At 27.1% G+C, this 6,264-nt stretch carries 7 protein-coding genes and 1 riboswitch; of the genes, 6 read left to right on the top strand and 1 reads right to left on the bottom strand.

Features of this window, described 5'->3' with window-relative positions:
* Positions 1 to 291: 291 nt before the first annotated feature.
* Complete coding sequence (locus BST80_RS03500; protein WP_415745983.1) at positions 292 to 579, bottom strand: hypothetical protein; 288 nt, start codon at positions 577 to 579, stop codon at positions 292 to 294.
* 108 nt (positions 580 to 687) lie between these two features.
* Positions 688 to 860: riboswitch (cobalamin riboswitch) on the top strand.
* A 393-nt stretch (positions 861 to 1,253) separates the two neighbouring features.
* Between BST80_RS03500 and deoD the strand changes: the two genes are divergently transcribed.
* The 6 genes from deoD to BST80_RS03470 all read left to right on the top strand — a co-directional run bounded on the left by deoD (position 1,254) and on the right by BST80_RS03470 (position 6,238).
* Complete coding sequence (gene deoD / locus BST80_RS03495) at positions 1,254 to 1,964, top strand: purine-nucleoside phosphorylase (protein WP_415745982.1); 711 nt, start codon at positions 1,254 to 1,256, stop codon at positions 1,962 to 1,964.
* Between the two features lie 19 nt (positions 1,965 to 1,983).
* Positions 1,984 to 2,607 (top strand): deoxynucleoside kinase, encoded by a 624-nt coding sequence (locus BST80_RS03490; RefSeq protein WP_415745981.1) that lies wholly within the window; start codon positions 1,984 to 1,986, stop codon positions 2,605 to 2,607.
* A 46-nt stretch (positions 2,608 to 2,653) separates the two neighbouring features.
* Positions 2,654 to 4,642, top strand: a complete 1,989-nt coding sequence (locus tag BST80_RS03485) for a transketolase family protein (protein WP_415745980.1) — start codon at positions 2,654 to 2,656, stop codon at positions 4,640 to 4,642.
* Complete coding sequence (locus BST80_RS03480) at positions 4,642 to 5,253, top strand: bifunctional 4-hydroxy-2-oxoglutarate aldolase/2-dehydro-3-deoxy-phosphogluconate aldolase (RefSeq protein ID WP_400249024.1); 612 nt, start codon at positions 4,642 to 4,644, stop codon at positions 5,251 to 5,253. The genes BST80_RS03485 and BST80_RS03480 overlap by 1 nt, the downstream gene beginning before the upstream one ends.
* Positions 5,254 to 5,268: 15 nt before the next feature.
* Positions 5,269 to 5,856, top strand: coding sequence for a nucleoside 2-deoxyribosyltransferase (locus BST80_RS03475; RefSeq protein ID WP_126821196.1), 588 nt, complete (start codon positions 5,269 to 5,271; stop codon positions 5,854 to 5,856).
* A gap of 211 nt (positions 5,857 to 6,067) precedes the next feature.
* A complete protein-coding gene (locus BST80_RS03470) occupies positions 6,068 to 6,238 on the top strand; it encodes a hypothetical protein (protein ID WP_415745979.1) in 171 nt (56 codons plus the stop codon).
* Positions 6,239 to 6,264: the final 26 nt, after the last annotated feature.

Raw genomic sequence — 6,264 nt, 5'->3', positions numbered from 1 at the left:
GNCCTAATTCATGCATTTCATAACGTTTATAAATCCTAATTTTCTTGTTTTTAGGATAAAAATTATTAAATTCTTTATTTCATTTCATTAAAGTTTTAATGTTATGTTTAATTACTTCATTTTTATATGTGAAAAATCCAGCTAAAGTTAAATTATAAAATTCATAAATTCCAGTTCCATATTCTTGGCGATATTTTTTCATCATTTTTGCAACAGCAATTTTGTAAGTTTTTGAATAATGGTTATTAATTTTAATTGGTCTCGTTGGTTTTTTAGCTAAAACCAGAAAATTTAATTTTTCTTTAAGACAAAGTTGAATCTTTTTAGCTCAATTTTAGCTCAATTATAAAAAGTTTGTTTTGACTTATAAAATAATTTAATTAAGCTATTTAGTGAATTTTCATATAAATAGTATTTCTGACATAAATTAAAATAATTAATGACATTTTGATAAATATAATTTATTTCTTTTGTAAGTTTTTGTTGTAAATATCATTTTTTTATTTTTCGTTGTAATGAATATAATTCATTTTCAGTTGGAATGCTTGTTACCATATACTTTTTCATTTTAATCTCCATTCTAATTTAAAGACTAAATCAGTGGTCTAAAATGTATATGGTTTTCACNATAATTTGNTANTTTTNANTTGNANTTTNANANTAAACTTTATATTATTATTTTAACAACTTTAAAAAGCAATTTTGGATGTTACGGGAATTAGGTGTGAATCCTAGGCTGTCCCAGCAACTGTAAAGTGGATGAAAGCTAACATCATTCCATTGAGAAAATATTTCTTGAGAAGGAATAGTGAGTAAAGTGAAACTAAGCCAGTAGACCGATCTAAAAAAACATTGGTAAAATACCAATGCTGCACTTATAGTTATTATCTCTGGGGTTAGATGATTAATTATTTATTAGTGAAAACTATTAAATAATAATTTGAAAGACGTCAAAAAGCGTTTTTTAGTTGTTAATTTAAAGCAGTAATCCTATCAAAAAGTATTATTTAAAAGATAATAAATAATAAAATTAATTAATAATTAAGTTTAATAGCATTTGATTTAAATGGTTTTATTTTTGCTATTGTCTTAAACTATTAATTAAAATAATCGTAGAAATTAAACATCATTTATGTGGATATGCAACAATATTCTTTTTCGTGTTGTTTAAATATCTTTACTTTTTAAATAAAAATATCATTGATAGGTATTTATTGGTAATTAAATTAAGCGAAAAAGAGAGGAATAAAAAAATGACACCACATATTAATGCCAAAAAAGAAGAAATTGCAAAAGTTGTTTTAATGCCGGGAGACCCATTACGGGCAAAAACCGTTGCTGAGAAATATTTAACAAATTTAAAATTAGTAAATGAAGTTCGAAATATGTTAATGTATACTGGCAAATATAAAAACATTGAGGTAACAATTGCTGGAAGTGGAATGGGTTGTCCAAGTATTGGAATTTATTCATACGAATTATTTAAGTTTTATGATGTTGATTATATTATTAGAATTGGTTCAGCTGGAAGTTATAATCCAAATATTAAAGTTTATGATATCTTTAATGTTCGTGAAGCATTTGGCGAAAGTAATTATGCAAAAATTGCAGCTAATATTGATAGTAATTTAATTGCTGCAAGTGAAAAATTATTTAATGAAATTGAAACTGTAGCACAAGCAAAAGGAATTAAAACTCACACGGGAATTGCTCATGCAGCAGATGTTTTTTATCGTTATGATGATTCATTAGACTTTACTCATACTCATAAATTAGATGTTGTTGAAATGGAATCATATGCTTTGTTTACTAATGCAATTGTTACGCAAAAAAATGCAGCAACATTATTAACAGTTTCTGACCATCTTGTAACTAAAGAAGTTACTACAGCATTGGAACGCCAAAATAATTTTATGACAATGGTTGAATTAGCATTAGATACTGCTGTTCAATTAATGGGTTAAAAACGAAAGGAGCAATAAAATGAAAATTGCAGTCTTTGGAACCGTTGGAGCAGGAAAAACAAAAGTTAGTGAAGAATTATGTAAACAATTAAACTATAATTTATTTAAAGAACCATTAGAAGAAAATCCATATTTTAAAGATTTTTACCAAGATATGGAAGGATTTGCCTTTAAAATGCAAATTTATATGTTAACAACAAGAATTGAGCAATTTTTCAACATTGATAATTTAGATGATACTGTTTTTGACCGCACAATTTTAGAAGACCCTGTTTTTGTGCGAGTTTCCCACTTATTAAAAATTATGAATGAAATTGATTTTAAAGTTTATAATCGTTTTTTTCAAAATGTTATTGTTCCAATTTTGAAGAAAAAGTTAGGCTTTGATGTCATTATTTATTTAAAAGTTTCAACTGAAAAAGCGGTTGAACGAATTAAACAACGTGGGCGTCAATTAGAATTAGAAACCCCATATTATTACTGGGAAAAGTTAAATGAACAATATGAAATTTTATATCATGAATTAAAAAATGATTATCAATTTATTGTTATTGATGCTGACAGTGATGATTTTTCAGAAAAAATAAGCATTATTATGCAACATTTATTACCTCTTGATAATAAAGTTCCTTGTTTAATTTAAAAAATAATTATTATTAATATTTTAATTTGATAAGGAGGAAATTAAAATGAAAAGCACAAATAATAATATAGAAACAAAAAGTTTAAGTAATTTAAGAATTTTAGGACTAGATCCTATTATTTATAATAAAACTGGCCACCCAGGGATTGTATTAAGTGCAGCACCACTGATGCAAGCAATTTATTTAAATAATTTAATTGCTAATCAGGCAGTACCTGATTGAATTAATCGTGATCGTTTTGTATTATCTCCAGGACATGCTTCAACCTTACAATATGCGATTTTACATTTAGCTGGTTATAATTTAACAATTGATGATTTAAAAAATTATCGTCATATTAATTCAAAAACGCCAGCTCATCCAGAATATGGTGTTACTCCTGGAGTGGATAATTCTTCTGGTCCCCTGGGACAAGGAGTTGGCTATGGAGTTGGAATGGCATTAGCTGAACAACATTTAGCAGCTAAATTTAATAAACCAGATTATAAAATCATTGACCATTATACTTATGTTTTATGTAGCGATGGTGATTTGCAAGAAGGCGGAGCAATTGAAGCAATCCAATTAGCTGGGGTATGAAAATTAAATAAATTAATTATGTTATATGATTCAAATGATTGCCAATTAGATACAAAATGTGATGCTGTTTTAAAAATTGATTATCAACGTTTTTTTGAAGCACAAAATTGAAATTATATTCGAATTGAAAACGCAGATGAGGATCTACCAGCAATTCAAAAAGCAATTGAACAAGCGCAAAAATCTGATAAACCAACATTAATTGAATGTAAAACAATTATTGGTTATGGGCATCCAAAACAAGGTTCACCTATGCATTCTTCACCATTTACTCCCGAGGAGATGGAACAAGTAAAAGCATTTTATGATTTTAATCATCCTCAATTTTATGTTGATAATGATGTTAAAAAACATTGACAAGACACTTTTGCTAAACGAGGAGCAACAAAATATGAAGAATGAAAGAAAAAAATAACTGCTTACAAAGCAACATTTCCAAAGGAATATGAAGAATTATTTGTAATTCCATCGGTTGATTTAAAAGCTTTTGAATCGTTATTAACAACTGATAAAGATAAAAAAGCAGGAACACGAATTATTATGGGTGATGTGTTTAAATATTATCAACAAAAGTGTTTAAATAATATGTTTGGAGGTAGTGCTGATTTGGGAACTGCAACCAAAATTATTGGTTATAATGGTTCATGAACAACATCAACACCACAAAATAATAATGTTCATTTTGGAGTGCGTGAATTTGCTGCCGGAACAATTAGCATTGGTGTTGAATTACACCAAGGTTTGAAAGGATTTAATTCAACATTTTTAATTTTTGCTGACTATATGAAACCATGTATTCGAATGGCTTGTATTCAAAACTTATCCGTAATTTTTGCTTTTTCACATGATTCAATCGGTGTTGGTTTTGATGGAAAATCACATCAGCCAGTTGAACAATTAGCAATGCTACGAAATTGTCCGAATTTAAATGTGTTTCGTCCAGCGGATATTAAAGAAGCAATTGGGTGTTTGAAAGCAAGCGTAGAAGCAAAAAGTGCTCCATCAGCTTTAATCTTATCGCGACAAGATACCCCATATCAATTAGCAGAAACATGTTGAGAACAAACGTTAAAAGGGGGATATATTGTTGTTGCTGAAGATGAGACAAAACCATTGGAGGCAATTATTATTGCAACAGGAACTGAAGTAGCACCAGCAATTGTTGCAGCTAAGACAATTAAGAAAAATATTCGTGTTGTATCAATGCCCTGTGTTGAATTATTTGAACAACAGTCAAAAACGTATCGGGAAAAAATTGTACCAAATAATATAACAAAAGTAATTGCAATTGAATTTTCAAATGATTATGTTTGATATAAATTTGTTGGTAAAATTGGATTAATGTTAGGTGTTGATGATTATGGTTTATCGGGAAGTGCAGATGCTGTTATTAAGTATAAGCAATTAGATCAAACTTCTATTATTAATAGAATTACAGCATATTTAGGAGAATAATGATTACATTAGAAAAACTATTAGAGTATAAAACTTTTTATGTAATTCGAAATCATAATTATGTTGTTGCTCAACAAATTTGTGAACAGTTAATTAATTTACAAGTTAAATGTTTAGAATTAACTTTCACAATTCCTAATGTTGCAGAATTAATTAGTTTTGTTCGTAACAAGTATCCAACAATTTTAGTTGGAGCAGGAACAGTTTTAACATTAGAACAAGCAATGCAAGCAGCAACAGCCGGAGCTCAATTTTTAGTAGGTCCAGTTTTTAATCAAGCAGTTAGTGAATATTGTCATCAAAATAATTTACTGTATATTCCGGGGGCAATGACACTACAAGAAGTTAATAATATTGTTAATGCTAAATGAGAAATTATTAAAATTTTCCCAGCAACAGCATTTAAATTAAATTTTATTCAAACAATTAAAACATTTTTTCCAACAAAAGTTTATATGGCTTCAGGAGGAATTAATTTAACAAATTATGAAGAAGCAAAAAACTTAGGATATGATTTAATTGCTGTCGGTGCTTTTATCACTGGTGATATTAATAGTACAGGTCTTGATATGGAAAAATTTAAAACATTTGAAACAATAATTAATCAATAAAGGAGAAAAAATAATATGAGAGATAATAAAAAAGTAATTTACAATGCGGGTAGTATGTTTACTGAGGCCCAATGAAATACAAGAAAACGTGAAGGAGATATGTTGCGTGAAATGTTTCCAGACTTTATTATTGGAAATCCAGTTGATTTTGAAACAAATCAAAAAGAACGTCCTACAAATAAAGCAATTTTTGAATTAGATTATGTTGGTTTAACTGAAGCAGATTATGTTATTTTAGAATTAGATGGTTGAGATTCAGGAACTCATATGGAATTTGGTTTAGTAGTTGAACAAGCAATTCATAATAAAAATAAATATTTATTCCCAATTATTTCTGACTTTCGTTTACATCAAGGAATTTTAAAAGGAGAATATCCTGGTTTTGGTTTAAACGAAATGATTACAGGAGCATTATATTATGAACCATTAAATAATGGTGATGTTCCTCAAATGACATTATGTAATTCGCATAAATTAGCTTGTGAAGCAATTAAAGCTATTGAAACTGGAAGAATTGAAGAGTATCGAAAAAAATATGATATTAAAGATATTTTTAAAGAAAGAGAAGATACTTTATATCATGGTTTTGATTGTTTTATTTAAATTAATTAATAAATTAATGAAGAGTTATATGATTTATAACTCTTTTTATTATGCTGTGAAATTAATAGAAAAGAATTATAAAAAAATTATTGGATATAAAAAATAAATAGTTAAAGAATAATAACCATTTTATTATTTAATTACTTGCATTTTTTTTATAATTTAACCATGTCAAATTTTAAAACTTTAATGTTTGATTACAACTTTTATAATGAAAAAACTAATTTATATTAATAAAATATTTATTTACAAGAAAGGGTGTCAGATTCAAATGGATACAAATTATGTACAAAATGAACAAGAGAATGTTCAAACCAATGTTATTCAAAATAAAAAGCCAGATAATTTATGTCTAGCAGGATGTATTAGACTTCTTGCATAACCTATTAAAATAATTGTAAATATTTT

Origin of the sequence: Spiroplasma sp. Moj (genome assembly GCF_016082285.1) — a bacterium.
GTDB lineage: Bacteria > Bacillota_I > Bacilli_A > Mycoplasmatales > Mycoplasmataceae > Spiroplasma > Spiroplasma phoeniceum.
Note: the sequence above shows the minus strand (reverse complement) of the source record. Positions and strands in the feature narration are given on the sequence as shown.